The sequence below is a fragment of the Bacillus thermozeamaize genome (assembly GCA_002159075.1).
GTDB classification, from domain to species: domain Bacteria; phylum Bacillota; class Bacilli; order ZCTH02-B2; family ZCTH02-B2; genus Bacillus_BB; species Bacillus_BB thermozeamaize.
The window spans coordinates 22,687-44,775 of sequence record LZRT01000087.1 but is presented as its reverse complement, the minus strand read 5'-3'; the positions used below and the strand labels follow the sequence as shown (position 1 = coordinate 44,775).

Genomic DNA, 22,089 nt, shown 5'->3' with positions numbered 1-22,089 from the left:
AGGAGGCGGCGAGAGGATGATCCAAATCAAATTGCGCCGTGGCACATTCCAGCATGTCGAATCCGAGTTGTACGCCTATCACGACACCAGGAAGGAAATTGTCCGTCTGAAAAACGAGATCCTGCACGCATCCGCGCCGCCTGATGAGAATGCCGGCGGCAGCCGCGGGAACATGCCGGGCGATCCGACCGGGCGGACTGCGGTGCTGATGGTGACGCATCGCCGGATCGAGCAGTTGGAGAGGATCGTCGAGGCGATTGAGAGCGTCGTCGAACGGCTGCCGGAAAAGAAAAAGCAGCTGGTGCAGCTGCGGTACTGGGACAAGCCGAGGACATTGACGTGGGATGGGATTGCGTTGCGGCTGGATGTGAGTCGTGCGACTGCGATACGCTGGCGTGACGAGATTGTTTATGCCATCGCCGAAAAACTTGGATGGCGATGAAATGATACTTTTATGAGACTTTTGGCCTCGCAAATCATGATAAACTGATACCATCGGAGAAGCATATTTCCGGAGCCCGGCCAGATCGGCCTGGGCTCTTTTCGTCCAGCCGCCTCGCTGGCGAGTAGCGGGCCTCGCCTCCTCCGCCGGGACCGGACCGGTGCGGGGCGGCTGTCCGGGGTTTGTGCAGGAAAATCCTCCCATGTGTCGAAGTATGACACCTGGGAGGGATGAAAATGTCAAAAGCTTGGGATGAAATTGCCAGTGAAATTGTGCAGGAAGTGGTGAAAGCGAGAGGTCAAGCAATTAGTGGCGCAAATGGACAGGCGGTTGAAATCTTGATGAAGAAATATCTCTCCGATGAAGCGATTACGCAATTATTAAAAACTGTCGCTAAAGCGATGGAGGAAGCTTATAATCCACAATAGCGCCTTTGGCGCTTTTTCTTTTGTCTTTTTTCGAGGTGGTGATCATGAGCCTGACGCCGAAACAGCAGCGCTTCGCAGACGAATACCTGATCGACCTGAACGCTACGCAGGCGGCGATTCGGGCGGGGTATAGTCCGAGGACGGCAAACGAGCAGGCAGCTCGATTGTTAGCGAAAGTTAGCGTCCGTTCGTACATCGACCAGCGGATGGCTGAGCTCAGCCGACGGACTGGCGTCACCCAGGAGCGCATCATCCGCGAGCTGGCGAGGATCGCTTTTTTGGATCCGACGAGAGTGATTAATATGGGAACAGCCGAGCTGGCCGACGACGCCTCCGAGGACGACCGCGCGGCGATTGCTGCCGTGAAGGTGAAGAGGTTTCCGACGGAAGCCGGGGAAGGCGTTGAGCGCGAAATCAAGCTGCATGACAAGATTCGCGCTCTTGAGCTTCTCGGCAAGCGTTTCGGCATGTTCATCGACCGTCAGCAGGTCGAGGTCCAGGGCGCTGTGCAGATCGTGGATGATGTTCCGAATGAAAAACCGAGAAAAACGGAGCAATAACGAGAAAAACGGAGATCGTGTTTCTCGATTTTGAGCCGTTTTTCTCGATGTTTCACGGAAGCGAAATCGCCGAAAACGGCCGATTTTGGTCTTTTTTGAAGATTGGACATTCGGACATGTTCACAAAATCCCGAATTTTGTGCAGATGTCTGTTGGTGGTGGTTGACTTGAAATGCAAATTCGGCTAACCGATCTCATCGCACCTTCGTTCTACGAGGTTCATCACGCAGTCAAATCTGGCGCCGCCACACATTTTCTGCTCAGTGGTGGCCGGGGCAGCACGAAATCGTCGTTTGCGGCGATCGAGATTATCCTTGGCATGATGCGCGATCCCCAGGCGAACGCGGTCGCGCTGCGGAAAGTCAAGGACACGATCCGTGAAAGCGTGTTTGAACAGCTTCTCTGGGCGATCGAGAAACTTGGCGTCAGGCACCTGTGGCACGCGAGCGTATCGCCAATGCGGTTGACATACATTTCGACAGGACAAACGATCATCTTCCGCGGGGCGGACAACCCGCGAAAGGTCAAGTCCGGGAAGCTGCGCAATGGTTACGTGAAGTTCATCTGGTACGAAGAGGCTGACGAGTTCTCGTTAGAAGACATTCGGACAATCAACCAGACATTCATGCGCGGCGGCGACAGCTTCCGCGTTTTTTATACCTTCAACCCGCCGAAAAGCCGTAAGTCATGGGTGCATGAGCACAAAAACAACCCGCCGCCTGGCTGGTTTGTGCATCATAGCACCTACTTGGACGTGCCGCGGGAATGGCTTGGGGAGCAGTTTTTCATTGAGGCCGAGACGCTCAAGGCGCGAAACGAGTTGGCCTACCGGCACGAGTACCTGGGCGAGGACGTCGGTACCGGGGGAGAGGTGTTCCGGAACCTAACCATCCGTCGGATCAGTGACGAAGAGATTGCCGCGTTTGACCGTATCCGGCGCGGGCTGGACTTCGGCTTCGCGGCCCACCCGACGCATTACGCGGTCATGCACTACGACGCCACGCGGCGCCGGCTGTTCATCTTCTTCGAGATCCACAAGGTCGGTATGAGCAATCGCGCGCTTGCCGAGGCGATCAAGGCCGAGAACAAGTCCAACTCCCGGGTGACGGCTGACAGTGCCGAACCGCGGACTATCGCGGAACTGCGCAACCTCGGCGTCAACGTCGTCGGGGCGAAGAAGGGGCCGGACAGCGTGGACCACGGCATCAAGTTCCTTCAGGACCTGGACGAGATCGTCATCGACCCGGAGCGCTGCCCGAACACCGCCCGGGAGTTCCAAAGCTATGAGCTGGAGCCGGACGGCAACGGTGGGTGGAAGGACGGTTTTCCGGACAAGGACAATCACAGCATCGACGCCGTGCGGTACGCGCTGGAGGATGATATGAAGCACGTGAAAGTGCGGGTTGGCAATAAGGCGAAGATTGGGGTGAGATGATGCCCATTGTTCGAGATCGATCGTTGCTTCCGGACTGGAACAATATCCCGCCGGAGATGATTCGAAATTGCATTCAGGAGCACCTGACGAGCATTCCGCGGCTCAACAAGCTGGAAGCGTACTATCTGGGCAATCACCCGATCTTGGATCGGCAGATGACGAAGGGTTTGCCGAACAACCGGATCGTTGCCAACCATGCGAAATACATCACGGATGTGGCCGTGGGGTACGTGCTGGGTGACCCGGTGAAGTACGAGGGCGACGGAATCGAGCCGATTCTTGACGTTTTCAGCCGGGTGGACGTTCACTCGCACGACGCGGAGCTGGCGAAGGACTTGTCGATCTTCGGTGTCGGCCGGGAGCTCTACTACATGACCGACGACGAAAACCCGATCCCGAAGCCGGCCGTGATCGACCCGCGGAAAATTTTCCTGGTCGTGGACGACACGGTCGAGCAGCGACCGCTGTTTGGCTGTCACTATTACGAGAAGCGCGACATTAACAATCAGGTGATCGGATACAACGTCAACGTCTACACGGCGCAAGAAGTGATTCGCTACTTCGTGAAGGACCTGGACAGTCAGGCGTATGAGGAGCTCGGCCGGGAGCCGCATTACTTCGGCGGTGTGCCGATCGTGGAATTCTCAAACAATGAGGAACAGCAGGGTGACTTCGAGCAGGTCATCAGCCTGATCGACGCCTACAACGTGCTCATGAGCGATCGCGTCAACGACAAAGAGCAGCTGGTGGACGCGATATTGAAGCTCAAGGGTGTGTCGATCGGGGATGATGAGGAAGAGGCCAGCAGGACGATCAACCTGCTCAAGCAGTACAAGGTTCTGGAGCTTCCGGCCGACCAAGGCGCCGATGCGCAGTGGCTGGTCAAAAACCTGAACGAGTCCGACGTCGAGGTGCTCCGGAATGCGATCCGTGATGATATTCACCAGTTTGCCATGGTGCCGAACCTGACGGATAAAAACTTCGCGGCCAATGCTTCCGGCGTCGCCATGAAGTACAAACTGCTCGGCCTGGAGCAGCTGGCTGTCATCAAGGAGCGATACTTCAAGAAGGGCCTGCGTAAGCGGCTGCAGTTGTTTGCCAACGTCCTCCGTGTCAAAGGCAAAGCGGTGGACGTGTCCAACGTCACCATCACCATTACGCGAAATCTGCCGGCGAACGACCTGGAAGCGGCGCAAATGATCGCCCAGCTGCAAGACTTGGTGTCGCACAAGACACTTGTCAGCCAGTTGTCCTTTGTGAATGATCCGCAGGCTGAGGTCGACGCCAAGAACGCTGAGAAGGAAGAAAACCTGCGGAGGCAGCAGGCGGCGTTCGGTTTCCCGGTGGAGCGTGAGGGCGATGTAGATGGCGATGCGGAACAATGATTACTGGGAGCGCCGGGCGCGGCAGCGGATGGCCGAATATCACCGGCGAAATGATGAGGTGATTCGGCATATCGTCGCAGCGTACAACCGCGGTCAGCAGAACGTCCTGGAAGAGATCGAGCGCATTTTTGGAACTTACGTCAAGAACCACGACCTGACGCCGGAGGAGGCGCGACGACTTCTTTCCGAACCCATCAGCCGTCGGGAATGGGAACGAATCCGGGAGCAGTACCGGAAGGTCAAAGATCCCGAAATTCGACGCCGGCTTCTCGCCATTCTGAATGCACCGGCGTATGCGGCCCGAATCACGAAGCGGCTTGCGCTCCAGGCTGACATGCTCATCCAGTCGAAGCTGATCGCGGATGTGGAGCTGGAGCTGCTCACCCGGGCGCTCATGAGCACGATTAACGAGGCGTATTACCGGACCATATTCGACCTGCAGCGTGGCACCGGGTACGTCTTTGATTTTGCCGCGATGCCGCGACGGACGATCGAGGCGATTTTGAAGCGCCCCTGGAGCGGCGAGCATTTCAGCAAGCGGATCTGGGGAAACACGGATGTTCTGGCCAAGACGCTCACCGAAGTCATCACCGGCGGGCTCATGAGTGGCGCCAGCATTCGGCAGATGCGGGAGCAGATCGAGGAGCGTTTCGCCGTCAGCAAACACGCCGCGAACCGGTTGCTCAGGACCGAGACGACCTATATGGCTAACGCCGCGGAGATGGAAGCATACGAGGAAGCCGGCATCGAGCGATACCGCTTCGTGGCGACGCTTGATTTGCGGACGTCAGAGAAGTGCCGGCAACAGGATGGCAAGGTGTACCTGGTCAAGGACGCCAGCCCCGGCGTGAACATGCCGCCCATGCACCCGAATTGCCGCAGCACAACGGTCGCGGTGATCGATGTCGGCGAAGAGATGAACCTGCAGCGCCGGGCCAGGGACCCGGTGACGGGAAAAACGATGCTCGTCCCGGCCAGCATGAATTATCAGCAGTGGTATGACACATACGTGAAGGGCAAGAAAACAGCCTGATTTCCGGGCTGTTTTTCTTTACGTCCAGCACGTGCGGCATGACGTTAAACTGCTGTCACGGGAAAAAGCCGACGGGCGTTAAACGGGAGGTATCAATCATGATGAACCAATTCGAAAATGCCAGGACGCGGCTTCTGCCGCTCAATCTTCAGCTTTTTGCCGAGGGGGACAGCTCGGCGGGCGGCGAGGCCGCTGTCGACGCCGGAGGTGGTTCAGCCGGCAGCCAAGAGACGACCGACAAGGGCAAGGGCGAAAAGATCACCTTCACGCCAGAACAGCAGGAGTACATCAACAAGCTGATCGGCCAGACCATCGCTAAAGAGCGCTCCAGGTGGGAGAAAGAATTCCAGACGAAGCTCGACGAGGCCAAAACGGAGGCGGAGAAGCTCGCCAAAATGACCGCAGAACAAAAGGCCGAGTACGAGCGCCAGAAGCGCGAGGAAGAGCTGGCGAAGCGCGAACGGGAGATCACGCGCCGTGAGCTTCGGGCGACCGCGCTGGAGACGCTCGCGGAGAAAGGGCTGCCGAAACAGTTGGCCGAAATCCTCGACTACACTGACGCGGAAAGCACCAATAAGTCCATCGAAGCGGTGGAAAAGGTGTTCCGCGAAGCGGTCGAGCAGGCCGTCAATGAGCGCCTCAAAGGCGGAGGTGCGCCGAAAGGCGGGACGGGAGGCGGAGGCAACAAGCTTCCCGATGAGGACCGCATCAAACAAATCTTTGCGCAGAGGTGATTTGAAAAATGCCGATCAACACGCTGGAGTATGCAAAGCTTTTCCAGACGCAGCTGGACCTGCAAGCCGAACAACAATCCACGTCCGGCTGGATGGAAGCGAACGCCGTCGATGTCATCTACAACGGCGGCGACGAAATTAAAATCCCGGACATCGTGGTGCAGGGCCTGGCGGACTATGACCGCGACACGGGCTTCGTGCAGGGTTCTGTGACTTACAAATACCAAACGCACAAGCTGACCATGGACCGCGGCCGGACGTTCCAGCTGGATGCCATGGATGTGAACGAAACGAACTTCGGCGCCAGTGCCGCGAACGTCATGAGCGAGTTCCAGCGCACGAAGGTGATCCCAGAAATCGATGCCTACCGGTACTCTAAGATTGCCACGAAAGCCATCGCGGCCGGAAACCAGGAAACCTATACGCCCGACAAATCGACGATTCTTGAGAAGCTCTACAGCCACATCTACACCCTGGCGGATCGCGGGCTGGACACAGAACAACTGGTCATCACGATCAGGTGGCCGGTGTATCAAATTCTGATCAACAGCGAAGAAATCAAAAAGCAAATCGATGTCGGCAACTTCCGCCAGGGCGGCATTGACCTGCGTATCCGTTTCCTCGACGGCATCCCGCTGATCCCGGTGGCCTCGAACCGCATGCGGACGGCCTTCGTCTTCTACGACGGGAAAACGTCCGGCCAGGAAGAAGGCGGCTTCGTGCCTGCGGTGGGCTCCAAGGTTGTCCACTGGATCGTGTCGTCCCGCCGGGCGCCGATCGGGATTCAGAAGACGGATGTGGTCCGCATCTTCGACCCGATGACGAACCAAAACGCCAACGCCTGGAAGATCGACTACCGCAAGTATCACGATCTGATCATCCCCGAAAACAAGGTCCGCGAAATCTACGTGGCCACGGAGGAATGATCCATGATCGTGCTGCAGCGTGAAAACGTCGTGAAGCTGGCTGCGACGGAACACCAGGCGCAGAAGTATGAGCGGCAGGGGTTCGTTCGGATCGCCCAGTCGGATAAGCCTGACGCGGCTGCGGAAGGCGCAGCAAAGAACAAGAAGACGGAGGGTGGCAAATAAGCTGCCCTCCGTTTTCATGGAGGTGACAGCCCGTGACCACCCTCGAAAAGCTGAAAATCATGCTCGGAATTACCGGCTCGGATCAGGATGAAGCGCTGAGCCTGCTGCTTGAAGACGTGAAGAACGATTTGCTCACATGGACTAACCGGACAGAGCTTCCGCCCGCCCTGGAACCGATCCAGCGGCAGATAGCAGTGATCCGATACAACCGCCAGGGCGTGGAAGGGCAGACGTCGCACAGCGAGGGCGGCGTCAGCCGGTCATTCGAGGACTTGCCGGAATCCATCCGGGCGGCGATCAACCAGTATCGCTTGCTGAAGGTGGTGCGGTATGCGGCTCCGTCGGCGTGACCAGCGGGCTGTCGTTTTCCGGCCGCGCATCACCGAAAAGGAGCCGGATGCAACGACCTACGAAACTTGGGGCGATCCGGTGACGATCTTCGGGCACGTTCAGCCGGCCGGCGGCCGTGTCACGGCGGAGATGTACGGCGAGCGTGCCGCCTACATGCTGACGATGTACGTCGAGGGTAGGCCGGCCGTCACCGAAAGCGCTGGTGCATGGGTGGACGTTCCTCCGGAAATCCCAAACCCGGATTACCGGGTCGTCGCCATCCGTCCATGGTCTGGGCACACTGTCATCGACCTGGAGAAGGTGAGATCGTGAGCCTGCAAGGATTGGATCGCCTCTTGAAAAAGTTGGATCAGCTAGGTGGAAACAACCGGAAGGTCCTCCGGACTGGCGTCCTTCAGGCGGCGATGAAGGTTCAGGCCGACGCAAAGATGCTTGCACCGGTAGCTGAGATCGACGGTGGGACGCTTCGTGGCAGCATTCAGGCCACAGTGGAAGAGCGCGGCGGGACGGTCGTCGGCAAGGTTTCGACGAATGTCTATTACGCCCCATACGTCGAATTCGGCACCGGTCAGCGCGGCGAGGCGTCGCCGTCTCCGCCGAAGTACGACGGCGATCTTTCTTACCGTCAGGACTGGGCAGGAATGGCAGCTCAACCGTTCCTCTTCCCAGCGGCGGAGCAGAATAGGAAGGTCGTGCCGCAGATCGTCGCGCGGCATCTGCGGAACGAAATCCGGAAGCTGGTGAGAGGTTGATGTATGACGTCAAGGCCGAGATCAACGCGTTGCTGGAGTCCATCCCGGGCGTTACCGTGTCGTATGCGTATCCAAATGATTTTTCAAAGCTGCCGCACATTTCGTTCTACGAGCTCGCCAACAGCGACCCGCTCCGGATTGCAAACGGCCCGCTGAGCGACATCAGCATCCAGATCGATATCTGGCATAACCGCTCGACCGGACAGATCGCGCAGCAGGTGGACGAAAAAATGAACAGCATCGGCTTCCGCCGGCAATTCGCAGCTGACGTGCCGGACCCGAGCGGAATCATCCACAAAACCATGCGTTACCGCGGCGTCGTTGACGTGCGGTCGAATCTTGTATACCAGTGAGGTGAGCGCAATTGTCCGGAATTCTTTCGAAAGACACGACGCTTTCGTACAAGAAAAGCGGGATGACGGATTTCGAGGAGATCCCGTTGCTCATGGAAGTGCCGGAAATCGGTGGAGATCCGGAAAGGGTTGAGGTCACGACCTTGGCGGACAGTGTGCGGAAATACATTTCCGGCGTTCGTGACTTGGGTGACCTGCAATTCAAATTCCTGTACGACAACAGCGGACCTACAAGCAACTACCGCATCTTGCGCGGGTTGCAGGAAAACAATGAGGTGGCAACGTTCAAGGTCGAGTACCCGGACGGCACGGCGCATCAGTTCGACGCATACGTGTCGGTTAAGATGGACGCTGCCGCCGTGAACGCGGCGCTGACCTTCACGGCCACCATGTTCCTGCAGTCGGACATTGTGGTGACGAATCCGACGCCGTAAGGGCTTGGTGATTGAAACGGTTTACTTCTCCCCTCCGTCCTATGGTAAAATAATTCAAAAGTACCATACGGACGGAGGGGCATTATCATGCGTTACTTTTTGTGCTTTTTGCCACCCTTGGCGGTTTTGTCTACTGGTTACGTCGGGTCGTTTTTGCTGAACATCATATTGACCATTTTGGGTTACGTTCCAGGTGTCATTCACGCATTTCTCATCGTAAACAAATATTACGCCGACAGACGGCACAAAGAACTGGTTCAGGCCATCAAAAGCAAGTGAAACGGAATATCGCATTCAAAGCACTCTCGCATATGAGGGTGCTTTTTATATTGCCAAAAAGGGGTTGAGCAAATTGCTTTACACCACGTTCACGGTTGGTGAAAAGGAATACAAATTGCGTTTGCCCGCCAAAATCGCGGTCGATGTGGAACGGAAAATCGGCAAATCGCTGTTGGCGGTTTTTGGCGAGGGGAAGATGAGCGATCTTCCGAGCATTGAAACGATTGTCACGGTCCTGCACGGCAGTTTGCAAACCTATCAGCACGGCATCACGATGGATGATGCTTTCGAGATTTATGACCGGTATATCGAAAATGGCGGTTCCTATGCCGGAATGATTCAAGTTCTCGTTGAAGTACTGAAGGTATCCGGTTTTTTCAGAGCGGCTCCGACGACGGGGGCCGGCAAGAAGGCGAAGCAGTAAACAGTTTGACCGAACTTTTTGAGAAACTGCATCCTATCGCTGTACAGCACGGCGTGGATGCAGTTTCTTTTTGGGACATGACATTCAGGGAAATTTTGGTCGCGATTGAGGGGGTGCAAAAAAGAAGGCGGGAAGAGTTGCAGATTCAGGCGCTGATCGCTTATCAGCAAAGTTATCTAATTGCAGACCTGGTTGGAATCGTGTTTGGGAGCAAACAAAAGCCGCCGCGGCTTCATGAAGCTTTCCCGGGGATCTTTCCGGAGGTACCGCGACAACAAGACTGGCGGCTTATGAAAGCGCGGATCGAAGAATACGCCGCTGAGCGCCGGAAGCGAGGTGAGAAGCATGGCCATGACGCTGGAAGAGCTCCAGATCCTGATCACGTCTGAAACGTCGGGGTTAAGAAAAGAACTGGCCAATGTCAAGCGCGAGCTGAACAGCGTGAATAAGGAAGTAAAGTCCGTCACGGACAGAATCAAAAGCGCGTTCAAAGGTGTTGCTGCGATTCTTTCTGCCATAGGTATCGGTGCTACCATCCGCTCCGCAACCCGTGAGGCCATGCAGTTCGAAGCTGCTGTCCAGCAGCTCCGGCGTCTCATGGGAAGCAGTGTCGGCGTCTTCCAGCAGTGGGCGAATGAGCAGGCCATCGCTTTCGGCATGGCGCGGTCTGAAGCCATGCGATACGGCGCCGTCTTTGCCAACCTGGTAAGTTCTTTTGCGACGAACACTGCCCAGGTCGCGCAGTACACGCAGGATCTGTTGCAGGCTTCCGCAGTCGTTGCCAGCTACACCGGCCGGACTATGGAGGACGTCATGGAGCGCATCCGGTCCGGTCTTCTCGGTAATACCGAAGCGATCGAGGACCTCGGCATAAACGTCAACGTCGCCATGATCGAGGCGACCGATGCGTTTCGTCGGTTTGCCGGCGATCGGTCCTGGAACCAGCTCGATTTTCGGACGCAGCAGACGATCCGGTATTTTGCGATTCTGGAGCAGGCGGCGCAGAAATACGGGACGGAGATTGCGCAAAATACCACGACCCGGCAGGCCATGTTCACGGCGCAGCTCAAGGAAGTGCAGCTCGCGCTCGGACAGGCCTTTCTCCCGATTTACAACACCGTCCTCCCGGCGCTGACAAACCTGGCTGCGTCCCTGGCCAATGTGATGCGGTACGTCGCCGCGTTCATGCAGGCACTTTTCGGTACCAACCAAAGCGTTGCGCAGCAGGCGGCATCCGCAGCTCAAGCGCAGGCCGCTGTCGGGGACGCAATCGCAAAGTCCGGTGAGCAGGCCGAAAAGGCCGGAAAGCAGGCGCAAAACGCGGTCGCCAGCTTCGATGAAGTCCATCAGGTCGCCGATGAAACAGCGGGTGCCGGCTTATCCCCCGATGGGATTGCAGCCGGCGCTTTTGATTTGCAGGGGGCGTTTGACGGAGACCAAATCGATACTGAAGCCATTCCCTCGAAGGTCCAGGAAATCGCGGATCGCGTGAGGGGGATATTCTCCGGCCTGTGGGAGGAGCTGGGCAGAATCGGGCAGACGATCGGCGTGGCGTTTGCCGGGGTGGTTCCGGCTCTTCAACCCATTGCCGAAGCCAAGGGTCCGATTGTTGCGGCGTTTACGGAGATCGGACAGACTGCCCAGCAACTCATGAACAGCTTCATGGTTCCGCTGGCGGCCTATTTGCTCACGGACTTCATTCCGTCGATCGTGACGGGGTTCACGCAATCTTTCGCGCCGGTCTTTGCGGACGTGTTGGTGTGGTCTTGGCAAGAGTTCGCGGCCACCTTCCAAAACGTCACGGCAACGGTGGTGGACCTACTCAACAACACCTGGATTCCAGCCGCCGATCAAATCAAAACCGCATTCCTCGACGCCTTTCCGACCATCGCAAGTGCGATTCAGTCGGTCCTGGACGGAACTATCAAACCGTTTGTGCATTATGTCCTGAATGACTTCATTATTCCGATCACAGCTGAGATGAACCGCACGTTCGCGCCCATCTTTGCGGATGTCGGAGCGTGGGCAATTCGGCAATTCGCGGAAACTTTTCGCTGGGCGGCCGATATGATAAACCGGGTTTATAACACGGCCATAAAGCCGGTTTTTGATTTTATCAAGGGAATCGTGCTGGACACGCTGCGGGTCGTGACAAATCTGTGGCAGCAGTACGGTCAGGTGCTCTTGGACAATCTTTCGCAGCTTTTCGAAAACATCCGTGGCACCTTCCAGCTGCTGTGGGACGAAATCTTGGAGCCTATAATCCAGCCGTTCCTCGAAACGATGAGCTGGCTGTGGGAGAAGCACCTGAAAAACCTGGTTGATCAGGTCGGCCAGTTCGTTATGAAGTTGATAAACGGCGCGCTGGAGATTTACAACAAGTTCATTTCGCCAATCGTGAACTGGCTGATCAAGACATTTGGACCGGTGTTCGTGGACACGTTCAACTTTGTGGTCAGCATAGTCAGCGACGCAATTGCTATGATTTCCGATGTACTGTCCGGTCTGTTCAAAATACTTGGCGGCGTCATAGATTTCATCGTCGGCGTGTTCACAGGGAACTGGCGGAAGGCATGGGAAGGCGTTCGTGAGATTTTCCGGGGGATCGTTGATAGCCTCTGGGGCATCATCAAGTTCCCGCTCAACCTAATTATCGATGGCATTAATAGACTGATCGACGGACTGAACAGCATCAATATTGACATTCCTGATTGGGTGCCGGGTCTTGGTGGGAAAAGTTTCGGCATCAGCATTCCCAAAATCCCGAAACTTGCCCGCGGCGCTATTATCGACCAACCAACGCTGGCGCTCGTCGGGGAGTCCGGAAAAGAGGCTGTCGTTCCTCTCGAAAACACTGGATTCGTGAACGCCATCGCCAGCGCCGTAGGAACTGCGGTTTTGAGCGCCTTCCAGGTGGCATCAGCCGGTGGCCAGAACAACGGCGATGGCAGGGACATCGTCATCCAGATCGACGGCACGACGTTGGCCCGGATCTTAAGCCCGTTGCTCGAACGAGAACAACAACGACTCGGCACAGCCATTTTACAGCCGATCTAAGGAGGGGTGGGGCACCATGATCAAAATTAACGGGGTGGAAATCCCCACCCCATCTGAGTATCGGGTGGGGATTCAGGACCTTTCCAAAGCCGAACGGAATGCGCGCGGCACTATGATCATCGAGCGAATCGCGACGAAACGAAAACTTGAATTGGCCTGGAACTATCTCTCTGAAGCGGATTTGCGTATGGTGTTGAGCGCCGTCTCTCCCGTCTTTTTCACTGTCGAGTACCCGGACCCGCAGGAAGGAACTCGAAAAACGGGAACCTTTTATGCCGGTGACCGGTCTGTTGGTGCGCTCGATTACATCAACGGGAAAATTCGCTGGAAGGACATCAAGTTTAATCTGATCGAAAGGTAGGTGCGTGCGGCGTGATAAGTGTTAGTCCCCAATACAGACAGGCCATATACGCACCGATCCGTAAGACATCGGCCAAAGTGACGTTCGAGGTTCTGGACAATGAAGCGTATGAGGATGTCAGCACCCAGGTTACGTCTGAGGCTGAGATTAGCCGCAAGGACCAGCTGACGAACAAAATTCGCGTGATGTCGCGCCGATATGCGACGTTTGAAAAGGATTACTGGCGCCTGGATGGGAGCTTCCACATTCCGCCGAGGGCCGATGAAGGGAATAGCGAACTCGGTTGGTGGAGCGACGAGATATGCGCGGAGGACGGCACATTTTCGACACCACAGGTGGTGGAATTCACCTTCGCCGAAGAGCACAACAGCATGGGTGTTACCGTCCACTTTGATGCGGCAGCCGGGGAATATGCATCGGACTTTGACATCGACGTGTACCGTGCAGATGGGATGCTCGTCACTCATGAGGCTGTCCGCGAGAACCAAAAGCCGATATATACACTGATACGCGGCTTGGACAACTACGGAAAAATCGTTATCACAATTAGGAAATGGGCGAAACCATACCGGCGGGCTCGGATTGTTGAAGTTGACTTTGGTGTCGTAAAGGAGTACGAGGGCGACAAGCTGATCAAAGTCAACCTGATCGAGCAAATGAATGTCGTGGGCGACAAGTTGCCGGCAAACGAGTTGAAATTTACCGTCGACAACTCGGATCGTGAATTCAATATTCTGAACCCTGAAGGTTTTTACCGGTTCCTGCGCGAACGACAGGAAGTTCGGCTTACATTGGGCGTTGAGGTGTCTGACGGGGTTTTTGAATACATCAATTTTTTGGGGTACTACTTAACCGACTGGCAAAGCGACGAGGGGGCTCTGACGACGACGTTCACGGCCAGGAATATTTTTGAGCTTCTGGAGGCCAAGGAGTATAACAAGGCATTTTCCGGAACGCTCTATGACCTCGCCGTAGACGTGCTGACCGAAGCCGGGATAACGAAATACGAAATTGACAAAGGATTGCAGGGCATCCCCACCAACGGATTTCCCGAAAAAATAAACGCCCGCAAAGCCCTGCAATGTATTGGGATCGCCGGAAAAGCAGCCGTGTACCAAAACAGACAGGGCGTAATCACCATTCAGCGCTTTTCGATTTTGGACGATCGCACCTCCTATGTTTATTACTGTGGCGATGACGGTCTATATGCCGGTCCAGCGACATACCCGATCGTTGACAGCGGTTGGGACATGAAAAATATCACTCTCGACAATGTCTACAGGGAGCCGCAGATCAAACTAGATAATCTCGTTCGGACGTTGGTCATGGTTGCCTATATTAATGGGCAGAAGATGGAAATCCCGTTTGTGAACGCCGCGTTCAAGGAAGGCGCAACGGTGAAGTGCGACAATCCGCTGATCCAGTCCGCGGAACACGCTGCGGACGTGGCCGCTTGGATATTGGCTGAGAGTAATTTACGCGCTATTTATACGGTTAATTGGCGCCAAAACCCTGCGTTAGAACCCGGCGACATTGTTCTCATTGAGGACGGTTTCGAGACCCGAAAACAAAGCAGAATCATCAAAAACGAATTTGAGTTCGCTGGGTACCTGAGCGGAAAGACGGAAACGAAAGGCGGTGTGTGACGTGTGGCTCGAACCGAAAACGAATTGGGGTCCAGACGATTATTACAACTTCTATGATTTGAATCGGGTCGAGGCTAATACGGAATACATCGCTGAACTGATCTCGTATTTCGGCACACCACCCGTAATTGTGACGATCACGGATCGCACCATGAAGCGAATCGAATTTCAGGACAGCCTGGATCGTGTTGATGAAAACATAAGATTGTTGGCACAAAGGTATAAACCTCCAGGCTGGAATGATGCTGAACTAAATACACCGATAGATTGGCGGGACGTAAACAGATGGGAGCAGAATTTAAAACTGCTCTATGTCTACTATCAAGGCAATATTGATGCTTTTCGATATTGCGGAATGTACACATGCGGAGAGGAAGGGGTCTAAATGGCATATACGCCTACAGTGTGGAAAAACCGGGAAGTGGAGCGGCCGCGGACATACCAACTCCAGGATAATGGAGACGGAACGACGACGCTTATTCCTGCGGAAGGAAATGTAATTGAAGCGGGGACGCCGATCATCGCTGATAACATGAATAAGATCGAGCAAGGGATTAAAGAGGCGCACGATCAACTGGATAGTATCGCCAGCGACATCTCCGACATCCGCGCCGATATCGGCGACAAATCCCAGCTCCAAACCAATGACAAGAGCAACCTCGTCGCCGCGGTGAACGAGCTTTTTACCTCTGTCGGTAGTGGAAAAGCATTGATCGCCGCCGCCATTACCGACAAAGGTGTACCCACGTCGCCGACAGACACGTTCGCGACAATGGCGGCGAATATTGGGGCAATTGAGACGGGGCTGGATTCTTTCTTCGGTGACGGCTCGGACGGCGATTTCAACAGCACGGGGAATGTCACCTTTCCCGTCACCGCTCATTCCGGGCTGGTCGTGAAACAATATCGCAGTTTCCGGCTGAACGCCGGGCACACGATGACAGTCGATAATCCATGTCGTGGGTTGATCATTTATGTGCAAGAGGACTGCATCATCGACGGAATCATCGACATGAGCCAAAAAGCCTGTCTCGCGCCGAACGGGGAACCGCTTCCGATGGTCATTACGAAGGACTTGGACAAATACTATCGCCTGACCACGGTGTTGCAATCTCTTAGAGGTGGCGCAGGTGGGAATGGCGGATATGGCGGAGGGTACAACAACGCCTTTAGACAAACATCTGTTGGAATTGGTGGTCAAGGCCGCCAATGTCTTGGTGGTTTCGGTGGCGGAGGCAGTGGAGGATCGGCCGTTCGCGGTTCGGGCGATAGCGGTTATTTTGGCGGTATTGGCGGATCTATTGAATACGCCGAGCTTGGCGGAGGAGATGGGACGAATACAATAATAAACGCAAATGCAACTTCGGGCGTTCAAGCGCAAGGAATAAATGCGTATAACGGGGCAGGCGGAAGCGGTGCCATAAATATGGATGGTGGGGCTGGTAATCTTTTCAGAAAAGGCGGGAAGTGTAACGGGGGTGGCGGTGGAGGCGGTGGAGGAAGCGGTAAAACATTGGGCGCACAAGGCGGAGACGGTCAATTTGCAGGGGGGTTTATTTGTTTAATTGTTGGTGGAAATTTGTCAATTAGTGGGTCTCTGAAAGCAAACGGTGGAAACGGTGGAAATGGTGGTGCTGGGGGAGCCATAAACGCCACATGGCCTACCGGAGGCGGAGGTGGCGGAGGTGGATCTGGGGGCGGCGTCATTGCCATCTTCCACCGTGGAACATACACAAATTACGGTTCTATTCAAGTGAACGGCGGAAATGGTGGTGCTGGAGGAAGTGGTGCCTGGGAAGTTGGGGAACCCGGCGGCCCCGGCCAATCCGGCTCCGTCGGCAGTATCCACATCGAACAAATCGCATAGGAGGCGGTCTTTTTGAAGGCACTTTTCATATACAACCCGCACAGTACTCCTGAACGGAACATCATCGAACGGGCGCAAAACGAAATGCCAGGATACCTCGAAATTGTGTCCGTCTTCGACCTGCCTGCCCCCCTGAAACGCCTCGTCCGCGCCACACCTGCGCTGATCCCGGTCACGGACGACCTGCAGGGCGAAGGATTGCTTGGAGAAGGCGTTGACGGGAAGCTGCTGGCAACAGCGATGTTGTATAAGCGGCTCGAAGAGGAAGAGGCGGCCATTCACCAGGCGGAGACACACCGGTTGGACAACTTCGTGAACGGGGAGAAGGCCGCCGCGCAGGATGAGCTTCTTATGGACCTTCTCAATCGGGAGGTGCTGTGACGTGTCGCCGTTCATCGAATCGCTCCGGCGCCTGTACTTGGCAGGAAAGGTGGCACCGGAAAAGGTGCAGGCGCTTCGGGATGACGGGAAGATCACGCAGGAAGAGTACGAATATATCACCGGTTCGGGCTCCGCATAAGCGGGGCCTTTTCATTTGGAGGTGATCCCCCTGGACTGGGCAATTCTCATTTCAGCGGCTGCGGCCATATCCGGCATCATCCTGGGATGGCTCGGCCGGTCCCGGACTGTACGACAGGATGGGGCTGAGGATGGCGAACTGCGGGCCTCAGTAAATTACATCCGCCAGGGCGTCGATGACCTGCGGGTGGAACTCCGAGCGCAAGGACAGCGATATGACATGCTGGCCGAGCGCGTGACGCGGGTGGAGGAGTCGGCGAAGCAGGCGCATAGGCGGATTGATCGAATCGAATCCGAGGGGAGAGTGTGATACCGTGGAAACCGGACAGCTTTTCACCTGGGAGGCGCTCTCCGCGATGGGGGGCGCCTCTTTGCTGACCTATTTCGTCGTGCAGTACACGAAGAGCCTCATCGACCGTTTCGCGGCCAGATGGCTGCCGACGGATCTGTACGCCGTCATCGTGGCCAGCCTCATCCTGCTCACCGCCCAGCTCGCGCTCGGCGCTAATCCGGCCGACTGGCGCGTGTACGTGCTGGCGGTGGCGAACGGGTTTCTCGTGGCGGCCGCGGCCGGCCAGATGCAGCGGAAGGCGGTCGAGCCGCCGGGGCAGAAGGGAGATGACGAACCGTGAGGATAGCAATCGACGCCGGCCACGGGCCGGACACGCCGGGGAAACGGTCCCCGGACGGATCGCTTCGGGAGTATCAGTTTAACAGCGCCGTTGCCCGTTACGTGGCGGACGAGCTGCTGCATGGTTATGAAGACGTGGAAATCCTGTTCACACACGACGACAGCCGCGATGTGCCGCTGAAAGAACGCACTGACAAGGCGAACGCCTGGGGCGCTGACCTGTTCGTCAGCATCCACGCCAACGCCGCCGGAATTGGCGGATGGAGCGATGCCCAGGGAATCGAAACCTACGTGTACAAGACGCTCCCACAAAAGGCCGTTGCGGTTGCCGCAGCGGTGCAGAACCATTTGGTCAAGACCACCGGCCGCCGCGACCGCGGTGTGAAGACGGCCGACTTCCACGTGCTCCGCGAGACACGTATGCCGGCCATCCTCGTCGAATGCGGCTTCATGACGAACCGGGAGGAATGCGAGCTGCTGAAGTCGGATGCCTACCGCCGGAAATGTGCGGAGGCCATCGTCGCCGGGATCGTGGAAGTGTACGGACTGAAACCGAAACAGCCCGTGCAGGAGCCGGCGACCGATGGGGTGTCTGTCTGGGCTCGCGAAGCCCGCGACTGGGCTGTCAGCCGCGGCATCTCGGACGGCACTCGCCCCAAAGACCCGGTGACGCGGGAAGAAGTATGGACGATGCTGTACAGGGCGCTGAAATAAACGAACCCCGCCTGGCCGTGTGGCTGGGCGGGGTTTTTATTTTTGGTAGAGGGCGCCGCCATGGCGGCCGGCCGGCATTCTCGGCCTCGTCCCTAGCCCTGGTCCTTTTCCCGGTATATGCCCAGCTTCTTCCGCCGGGCGTATTCGTGAATTTCATCCAGATTCCACATCGGCCCGCTCGACGTCACCGTGACGGGGCGGGGGAAATCGGATCGTTTATGCTTGGTTGTGGCCGGCTTCTGCATTCGCTTCCACCGGCCCATCACTGCCTGTCTGGTTGTTCCCAAGATGTCCGCCACCGCCTGGTACCCGCCGAGGGGCGGGATCAGTTTCCCGGCTCCCAACCTTTCGACTCGGCGAAGCGGACAAACCACTCGTCCACAGGTTCGAGATCCTGCTCGTGCAGGTCGTGGCTAAGGCGTTCGAACGAGAATGGTTTCCGACCAAAGCTGTCCGTGCTGTACGTTTCGTTGAACACGCACTGGCGGCCGATCGGCTGCAGGTCGCCGTCGCGTTCGGTCCGCTCGTAATCGACCGTGACGCGGATCTCGTCACCTTCGTCCTGGATGTCCAGGACGTAATAGCCGCCGTCCACGTCAATTCGCGTTTCACCCAGCAGGAACTGGAGGATTTCGTTTTCCTTCGGGGTCATGTCTATCATCCTTTCGTTTCGTTTTTAGTTGGGAGGCCTCACGCCTCCCGGATCGCATCCAGCAGCGTTTCGACCACTTCTTCCGCCGCTTCTTCCAGCGCCGGATCGCCGCACCAGCGGTACGACCCGACGCAGTTTTCCACCTCCCAGATCAGTTTTTCTTTCGGCCCCACCATCGCGCCGTGTTCAGCGGTGGGGCGGGCAAGCATGGCGTCCAGGTCGTCATCGTCGATTTCGGAGCGCCACGTCCAGATGTATGCGAGACCGCGAGATGTGCGGGCGATCATGTAGTTCGTTCCCATCGCTTCGACCAGCGCCAGGATTTCCATCGTCGTTTCCTCCGTTCCTCGTTTTCTGGTTTCAGTATATCATATAGCATTGACGATGTAAACGAGAACATATGTTCTATTTTGCTGGACAATTATACCGTTCCGTCGTATAATACAGGAACAAACGTTCGTATATCCGGGGTGAAATGTGCGTGAACAAGCTGACCGACGGAAGCAATTTGTTGTGGGAATCCAGCCGCGTGATCCTGCCCGAACACAAGGAGCGGATTCGCATCAGCCGGGAGGAAGCGCGCCGGGGCGGCAGACGGGAACGGCCGGTGCTGGATGAGCAGGAATGGGAGCGGATCAACGAGGCGATCACGCGGTCGCTGCACGATCGCGCAGAAAAATTATACACGATCGCGAAAGGACGGGACACGCATGGCAGCATTTTTCTTCCGCTCTCAGAATGATTTTGGCCGGATTCGTGTCGGTGACGTCGTACTCGTTGATCCCGAACGTTTTCCTGCTCCAGGCAGCGCCGTGTTGGTCTGGCCGTCATTGCGGATAGCTGCCGCCGAAGGCGTCCCGCCAGATTCTATTATTGGTACAATTGCAAGCCTTTACATAAATGGACGATCCCCGGCCTTGGCCGGGTTTTTTACCCGTGACCACATTTTGACCACAGACGCAAAGGAATTTTTGGGACCATATCGCTTTATTCGAAAAAACAAAGAAGCCTGAAAAACCGCGCAACCATGCGGTTTTTCAGGACTTAGGGTTGCATAAAGAAGTCTAAAGGAATCAAGGAAAAAACGGCGTCAGTGATGATGCACATGACCGTCATCGCTATGCCGACGGATGAAGAGCCGCAAGTCACAAATATAGCCATCGAAAACATTCGATACATCACGGAAAATAGGATTCTCACTTCAGCCGAAGCCAGCTTTCTGATGGAACTCATTGTTCTGGCCGAGCCCGGAAACCGGATGAAAACAACGTCAGTCCGGGAGATCGCGAAGAAACTGAAAAGGTCGGAGCGAAGAACCCGCGACCTCCTGCGTTCTCTTTTGCGAAAATCGATTTTGTTTGAAGGGGAAATCCAGAAAGGGATCTTCATCCACCCCGAAATCATGGTGGTGGGCGATCCCGAAAACGTGCCCCTGTGGCTGGTCGAGGAAGTCATGAAGCTGCGCCGGCGAAAAGAAGGACCCGCGTGGCCTATGGTGCTCATGCCGGGCAAACGGCGGGGGGTGTGGCGATGGAGAAATTGAAAGCCCTCCGACGAAGAATGCAGGAAGCGGAAGTTCGCGCCAGAAATCAAGATCATTCGTGGGCAGACACTTTGCTGGAGGACGTCGAACGGGTCGAACGCCGCGCGAACGAGCGGGGTTTCATGCTGATTCGCAGGCGTCAAAAAAATAACGCCAGGTTCTCGCAAGTTATCAGCGAGAACTTCTTTTGTTTAACCCAGCACGAATACATGACGGGCGCGGAAAAGGCGCTGCTGATCGATCTTCTGTCGCTGTTGGAACTTGGGACAAACGCCATCGTCCATCCAAAGCATGGACGGTTTTGCACGGTCACCGAAATTGCCGAACTCCTAAAGCGAGAAACCCGGAGCGTACGAAGGCTCATCAGTCCGATGATCGAAAAGGGTGTCATCTATGAGCTGGTCGATCCTTCGGAAATTAAAGAATACGGCCGCGTGATCACGGAACGGCCGCTGTACGTCAACCCGGAAATCGCCTATGCCGGTGACCGGGATAAAGTCAATGCTGTGTTAGCTCGGCAAGTTCTTCAGTACGATCATATCAAGCGTAACAAGATCGATTTGCCGTGGAAGCTGGAGTACGAAGCGCACGCGGAATACGCGCGGCTCGTGCGCCGGAAAAAGAGGCGGAAATAAAAAACTCCGCATTTTTACCGGGAGACGTGTCGGCAGGGGGTAGGACAATTTTGTCCTACCTGTAGGGCAATTTTGTCCTACCCCCTACGCCGGCTTTCCGCTTCCCGCAAGGGATTTCGGGTTCCGGCGAACGGCGTTCCTATCTCACTCTATATATATTCCGGCGGTGTACAGCGCGCACGCGCATGCGCCGGAAAGGGGGGCAGAATCATGATCTATTTTGCCAATGACGACCATAAACGAAACTTCGGGAGATTGATCGAAAGATTCCCGGAAGCATATTCAAATGGGGAGTACCTTTCAGCGTGTTATCTGGCGGCGTATCCGGGAATCTACAAATGCTTCACGCTTGTTGAACAGGAGCACGGACCGTTTGATTGGTTTATCCGGTCGTTGGACGAAACGGCCGCAGATGAAACGGCGGCATTGACCGGACAAACCTGGCGGCTGGCCGAACTCGCCGTCAACCTTTGGAACGGCCGGCCGGTGAATCTGGCGGACGGAATTGATGTTTGGGATGAAGTCATCTTCCAGACAGCCTTGCAAGCCATATGTTTGCGCCGGTCGCCGTCGCTTGTTTTCACGGCGGCGGATGAAGCGGTCTGTAGCGATGAGAAATCATGCAGCGCATGAGGGGCTGGAGAGAAGGAAATCCTCCACAAGCCCATAAGGAGGGAAGCCGGAGGTGAAAAAGATCCCTGACAATCGCCCGCCCAACAGATGCGTGCGCTGCGGCCGACCGATTAGTAAAGCGCCAATCGGT

Annotated in this window: 32 protein-coding genes; 29 read left to right on the top strand and 3 right to left on the bottom strand. The window is 56.0% G+C overall.

Going from position 1 to position 22,089, the window contains the following annotated elements; translation table 11 throughout:
* Window positions 1–16: 16 nt before the first annotated feature.
* The 25 genes from BAA01_11690 to BAA01_11570 all read left to right on the top strand — a co-directional run bounded on the left by BAA01_11690 (window position 17) and on the right by BAA01_11570 (window position 18,496).
* On the top strand, window positions 17–442 hold the full coding sequence (locus tag BAA01_11690; GenBank protein OUM86660.1) for a transcriptional regulator: 426 nt from the start codon (window positions 17–19) through the stop codon (window positions 440–442).
* A 236-nt stretch (window positions 443–678) separates the two neighbouring features.
* The gene (locus BAA01_11685; GenBank protein OUM86659.1) at window positions 679–870 is read left to right on the top strand and encodes a hypothetical protein; all 192 of its coding nucleotides are present in this window, start codon (window positions 679–681) and stop codon (window positions 868–870) included.
* A gap of 44 nt (window positions 871–914) precedes the next feature.
* The gene (locus tag BAA01_11680) at window positions 915–1,430 is read left to right on the top strand and encodes a terminase (protein ID OUM86691.1); all 516 of its coding nucleotides are present in this window, start codon (window positions 915–917) and stop codon (window positions 1,428–1,430) included.
* Window positions 1,431–1,602: 172 nt separating this feature from the next.
* Complete coding sequence (locus BAA01_11675) at window positions 1,603–2,865, top strand: terminase (GenBank protein ID OUM86658.1); 1,263 nt, start codon at window positions 1,603–1,605, stop codon at window positions 2,863–2,865.
* Entirely contained in the window at window positions 2,865–4,250 is a 1,386-nt protein-coding gene (locus BAA01_11670) for a phage portal protein (protein OUM86657.1), read from the top strand. The genes BAA01_11675 and BAA01_11670 overlap by 1 nt, the downstream gene beginning before the upstream one ends.
* Entirely contained in the window at window positions 4,237–5,283 is a 1,047-nt protein-coding gene (locus tag BAA01_11665) for a hypothetical protein (protein ID OUM86690.1), read from the top strand. Before BAA01_11670 ends, BAA01_11665 begins: the two co-directional genes overlap by 14 nt.
* Before the next feature lie 98 nt (window positions 5,284–5,381).
* Window positions 5,382–6,017, top strand: coding sequence for a hypothetical protein (locus BAA01_11660; protein OUM86656.1), 636 nt, complete (start codon window positions 5,382–5,384; stop codon window positions 6,015–6,017).
* A gap of 8 nt (window positions 6,018–6,025) precedes the next feature.
* Window positions 6,026–6,943 carry a hypothetical protein gene (locus BAA01_11655; GenBank protein ID OUM86655.1) on the top strand — a complete coding sequence of 306 codons (918 nt, stop codon included), beginning with the start codon at window positions 6,026–6,028 and terminating at the stop codon, window positions 6,941–6,943.
* Window positions 6,944–7,167: 224 nt separating this feature from the next.
* Window positions 7,168–7,458, top strand: coding sequence for a hypothetical protein (locus BAA01_11650; protein OUM86689.1), 291 nt, complete (start codon window positions 7,168–7,170; stop codon window positions 7,456–7,458).
* Window positions 7,439–7,771: a hypothetical protein gene (locus BAA01_11645; protein ID OUM86654.1), complete on the top strand. Its 333-nt coding sequence runs from the start codon at window positions 7,439–7,441 to the stop codon at window positions 7,769–7,771. The genes BAA01_11650 and BAA01_11645 overlap by 20 nt, the downstream gene beginning before the upstream one ends.
* Complete coding sequence (locus BAA01_11640; protein OUM86653.1) at window positions 7,768–8,211, top strand: hypothetical protein; 444 nt, start codon at window positions 7,768–7,770, stop codon at window positions 8,209–8,211. The genes BAA01_11645 and BAA01_11640 overlap by 4 nt, the downstream gene beginning before the upstream one ends.
* Window positions 8,211–8,564, top strand: coding sequence for a hypothetical protein (locus BAA01_11635; protein ID OUM86652.1), 354 nt, complete (start codon window positions 8,211–8,213; stop codon window positions 8,562–8,564). The genes BAA01_11640 and BAA01_11635 overlap by 1 nt, the downstream gene beginning before the upstream one ends.
* A gap of 20 nt (window positions 8,565–8,584) precedes the next feature.
* Window positions 8,585–8,998: a phage tail protein gene (locus tag BAA01_11630; protein OUM86688.1), complete on the top strand. Its 414-nt coding sequence runs from the start codon at window positions 8,585–8,587 to the stop codon at window positions 8,996–8,998.
* 87 nt (window positions 8,999–9,085) lie between these two features.
* Window positions 9,086–9,277 carry a hypothetical protein gene (locus tag BAA01_11625; protein OUM86651.1) on the top strand — a complete coding sequence of 64 codons (192 nt, stop codon included), beginning with the start codon at window positions 9,086–9,088 and terminating at the stop codon, window positions 9,275–9,277.
* 73 nt (window positions 9,278–9,350) lie between these two features.
* Complete coding sequence (locus BAA01_11620; GenBank protein OUM86650.1) at window positions 9,351–9,701, top strand: hypothetical protein; 351 nt, start codon at window positions 9,351–9,353, stop codon at window positions 9,699–9,701.
* Window positions 9,702–9,706: 5 nt separating this feature from the next.
* Window positions 9,707–10,090: a hypothetical protein gene (locus BAA01_11615; GenBank protein OUM86649.1), complete on the top strand. Its 384-nt coding sequence runs from the start codon at window positions 9,707–9,709 to the stop codon at window positions 10,088–10,090.
* Window positions 10,047–12,758: a hypothetical protein gene (locus BAA01_11610; protein ID OUM86648.1), complete on the top strand. Its 2,712-nt coding sequence runs from the start codon at window positions 10,047–10,049 to the stop codon at window positions 12,756–12,758. Before BAA01_11615 ends, BAA01_11610 begins: the two co-directional genes overlap by 44 nt.
* A 16-nt stretch (window positions 12,759–12,774) precedes the next feature.
* Window positions 12,775–13,119 (top strand): hypothetical protein, encoded by a 345-nt coding sequence (locus BAA01_11605; protein ID OUM86647.1) that lies wholly within the window; start codon window positions 12,775–12,777, stop codon window positions 13,117–13,119.
* An 11-nt stretch (window positions 13,120–13,130) separates the two neighbouring features.
* The gene (locus tag BAA01_11600) at window positions 13,131–14,765 is read left to right on the top strand and encodes a hypothetical protein (protein OUM86646.1); all 1,635 of its coding nucleotides are present in this window, start codon (window positions 13,131–13,133) and stop codon (window positions 14,763–14,765) included.
* A 1-nt stretch (window position 14,766) separates the two neighbouring features.
* On the top strand, window positions 14,767–15,150 hold the full coding sequence (locus tag BAA01_11595; protein OUM86645.1) for a hypothetical protein: 384 nt from the start codon (window positions 14,767–14,769) through the stop codon (window positions 15,148–15,150).
* Window positions 15,151–16,632 (top strand): hypothetical protein, encoded by a 1,482-nt coding sequence (locus tag BAA01_11590; GenBank protein OUM86644.1) that lies wholly within the window; start codon window positions 15,151–15,153, stop codon window positions 16,630–16,632. It begins immediately after the preceding gene.
* Window positions 16,633–16,644: 12 nt separating this feature from the next.
* Entirely contained in the window at window positions 16,645–17,013 is a 369-nt protein-coding gene (locus tag BAA01_11585; GenBank protein OUM86643.1) for a hypothetical protein, read from the top strand.
* A gap of 169 nt (window positions 17,014–17,182) precedes the next feature.
* Window positions 17,183–17,461 (top strand): hypothetical protein, encoded by a 279-nt coding sequence (locus BAA01_11580; GenBank protein ID OUM86687.1) that lies wholly within the window; start codon window positions 17,183–17,185, stop codon window positions 17,459–17,461.
* Between the two features lie 4 nt (window positions 17,462–17,465).
* Window positions 17,466–17,783, top strand: a complete 318-nt coding sequence (locus BAA01_11575; GenBank protein ID OUM86642.1) for a hypothetical protein — start codon at window positions 17,466–17,468, stop codon at window positions 17,781–17,783.
* A complete protein-coding gene (locus BAA01_11570; protein OUM86641.1) occupies window positions 17,780–18,496 on the top strand; it encodes a hypothetical protein in 717 nt (238 codons plus the stop codon). Before BAA01_11575 ends, BAA01_11570 begins: the two co-directional genes overlap by 4 nt.
* A 92-nt stretch (window positions 18,497–18,588) precedes the next feature.
* Here the strand turns inward: BAA01_11570 and BAA01_11565 are convergent, their stop codons facing one another.
* Genes BAA01_11565 through BAA01_11555 form a run of 3 tightly spaced genes read right to left on the bottom strand, consistent with a single transcriptional unit; the run spans window position 18,589 to window position 19,477 of the window.
* On the bottom strand, window positions 18,589–18,840 hold the full coding sequence (locus BAA01_11565; protein ID OUM86640.1) for a hypothetical protein: 252 nt from the start codon (window positions 18,838–18,840) through the stop codon (window positions 18,589–18,591).
* Window positions 18,822–19,148, bottom strand: a complete 327-nt coding sequence (locus BAA01_11560) for a hypothetical protein (GenBank protein ID OUM86639.1) — start codon at window positions 19,146–19,148, stop codon at window positions 18,822–18,824. The genes BAA01_11565 and BAA01_11560 overlap by 19 nt, the downstream gene beginning before the upstream one ends.
* Before the next feature lie 38 nt (window positions 19,149–19,186).
* The gene (locus tag BAA01_11555; GenBank protein ID OUM86638.1) at window positions 19,187–19,477 is read right to left on the bottom strand and encodes a hypothetical protein; all 291 of its coding nucleotides are present in this window, start codon (window positions 19,475–19,477) and stop codon (window positions 19,187–19,189) included.
* 152 nt (window positions 19,478–19,629) lie between these two features.
* On the opposite strand from BAA01_11555, the gene BAA01_11550 reads away from it, so the two are divergent.
* The 4 genes from BAA01_11550 to BAA01_11535 all read left to right on the top strand — a co-directional run bounded on the left by BAA01_11550 (window position 19,630) and on the right by BAA01_11535 (window position 21,959).
* Window positions 19,630–19,890, top strand: coding sequence for a hypothetical protein (locus BAA01_11550; protein ID OUM86637.1), 261 nt, complete (start codon window positions 19,630–19,632; stop codon window positions 19,888–19,890).
* Window positions 19,891–20,241: 351 nt separating this feature from the next.
* Complete coding sequence (locus tag BAA01_11545) at window positions 20,242–20,691, top strand: hypothetical protein (GenBank protein ID OUM86636.1); 450 nt, start codon at window positions 20,242–20,244, stop codon at window positions 20,689–20,691.
* On the top strand, window positions 20,679–21,326 hold the full coding sequence (locus BAA01_11540) for a hypothetical protein (GenBank protein ID OUM86635.1): 648 nt from the start codon (window positions 20,679–20,681) through the stop codon (window positions 21,324–21,326). Before BAA01_11545 ends, BAA01_11540 begins: the two co-directional genes overlap by 13 nt.
* Window positions 21,327–21,536: 210 nt before the next feature.
* Window positions 21,537–21,959, top strand: coding sequence for a hypothetical protein (locus tag BAA01_11535; GenBank protein OUM86634.1), 423 nt, complete (start codon window positions 21,537–21,539; stop codon window positions 21,957–21,959).
* The last annotated feature ends 130 nt before the right edge of the window (window positions 21,960–22,089 follow it).